The sequence below is a fragment of the Shewanella sp. genome (assembly GCF_041630135.1).
In the GTDB taxonomy this organism is placed as follows: Bacteria; Pseudomonadota; Gammaproteobacteria; order Enterobacterales; family Shewanellaceae; genus Shewanella.
The window spans coordinates 1-2,037 of the sequence record NZ_JBFKLW010000121.1; the positions used below are offsets into that span (position 1 = coordinate 1).

At 51.5% G+C, this 2,037-nt stretch carries 3 protein-coding genes; all 3 read left to right on the forward strand.

The features are described from left to right. On the forward strand, positions 1-912 hold a 912-nt coding region (locus ABYK60_RS18430), incomplete at its 5' end, for a flagellar hook protein FlgE (protein WP_372873449.1). A 169-nt stretch (positions 913-1,081) separates the two neighbouring features. Continuing rightward, positions 1,082-1,825, forward strand: a complete 744-nt coding sequence (gene flgF, locus ABYK60_RS18435) for a flagellar basal-body rod protein FlgF (RefSeq protein ID WP_372873450.1) — start codon at positions 1,082-1,084, stop codon at positions 1,823-1,825. Between the two features lie 12 nt (positions 1,826-1,837). After that, on the forward strand, positions 1,838-2,037 hold a 200-nt coding region (locus ABYK60_RS18440; protein ID WP_372873451.1), incomplete at its 3' end, for a flagellar basal body protein.

Below are 2,037 nucleotides of genomic sequence, written 5' to 3' on the forward strand. Positions count from 1 at the left end.
GATACCGCCGGCAGCCCGGTGATGACTGAAAACGTTGGTATTGCCATGAACCTCAATGCCGGTGAAAAAACCAAGGATCCGGCTGCGTTCGATCCCGATGACCCAGCCACCTTTAATAACTCCACTTCGTCGACCATTTATGATTCATTGGGTGAGCCTCATATTCTGACTACCTATTTCGTGCGGCCAAATAATGGTGCTTACACAGGTGAAAACAACTGGGTAGCCTATTACGCCCTTGATGGTCAGGCCGTCAATATGGGGGGAGCGGCCGGCACATATCAGGTAGATACCAACGGTGACGGTACTCCTGATGGTACCCAAAATGCGCAAACCACCGGCGGCTGGACAGGATCTGTGATCACCTTTAACAGCACAGGTACATACACAGGCACCAGCCCTGCGGTTATTACAACCCAACCTTTGGGTATTGGTGGCGCGGGTATTCTTGGCCCCGGCGCTGATGGTGCCCAGACCATTACCATTAATTTTGCCAACCCTACCCAGTATGCCTCTGCCTTTGAAGTAACTGAGTTGACTCAGGACGGTACCACTGTGGGGCGTCTGACCAACGTTGAGGTGGGTGAGGATGGTTTGATTAAGGCGGCTTACAGTAATGGCAGCACAGTGCCGCTGGGTCGGGTGGCGTTGGTACGTTTTGCCAATGAGCAGGGGCTGACCCAGGTTGGTAACACCTCATGGAAAGAAAGCCTTGCTTCCGGAACAGCACTGGCTGGCGAAGCCAACAGTGGCACCTTTGGTTCAATCCGCTCTGCGGCATTGGAGCAGTCCAACGTGGATCTGACCACTGAGTTGGTGGATTTGATTTCCGCACAGCGAAATTTCCAGGCCAACAGCCGGACGCTGGAAGTTAACAATACTCTGCAGCAGACAATTCTGCAGATCCGCTGATTTTTCCTCCGTTTTAATTGCCGCCTTCGGGCGGCAATTTTTTGCCTGTCAGCAACACCTTAGTTTTTTCCTCTTTCCTGCTATCCGTGTTTTCAGTGATTTAGTGATTATTTTATTGGCACATAGTTTGCTTGTAAGACGATATGCTAATTCTTTGACGGAGTCCGGCGTGGATAAGTTTCTCTATATCGCCATGAGTGGCGCCAAACAAAATCTTAATGCGCTGGCAGTGCGGGCCAATAATCTGGCCAATGCCAATACCGACGGTTTCAAAGCCGATTTGGAACAGTCCCGTGCCATGCAGGCATTTGGTGAAGGTTTGCCTACCAGGGTGTTTTCGATGACCGAAAATCCGCAGGCAAGTTTTCGTCATGGCCCAATTAACTCCACAGCCCGGGATTTGGATGTGGCCATCAAGGGCGATGGCTGGATTGCGGTGGAAGATGTCGATGGCAATGAAGCTTATACCCGCGCCGGTAGCCTGAAATTTGATGAAACAGGCTTGCTGACCAACTCCCAGGGACACCCCATCATGGGGGGCGCAGGCCCCATAGTGTTGCCGCTGCCGATAGATAAAGTCGAAATCGCACAGGACGGCACTATTACGGTACGGCCACAGGGAGCGACCGCGGAAGTAGTGGAAGAGGTTGCCCGTATCAAACTGGTTAATCCCGGCAATCAGAATCTGATGCGCGGTGAGGATGGTTTATTCCGTCTCGTTGATGGCAACACAGCAGCAATGGATGAAACCGTGGCGCTCGAGAGCCGTGCTGTTGAAGGCAGCAACGTGAATCCGGTGGAAGAGATGGTGGCTCTGATTGACATTCAACGGCAATTTGAGCTGCAGGTAAAAATGATGAAAACCGCAGAAGAGAATGACAAAGCTTCTGCTCAACTCGTTCGTATTGGCTAAGGAGACAGGATTATGCATCCCGCATTATGGATAAGTAAAACTGGCTTAGATGCTCAGCAAACGGATATCGCAGTGATATCCAACAACGTCGCCAACGCCAGCACCGTCGGCTTTAAAAAAGGTCGCGCCGTGTTTGAAGACTTGCTGTATCAAACGGTCAATCAGGCTGGTGGTATCAGCGCTTCCAACACCAAGCTGCCCAACGGGTTGAA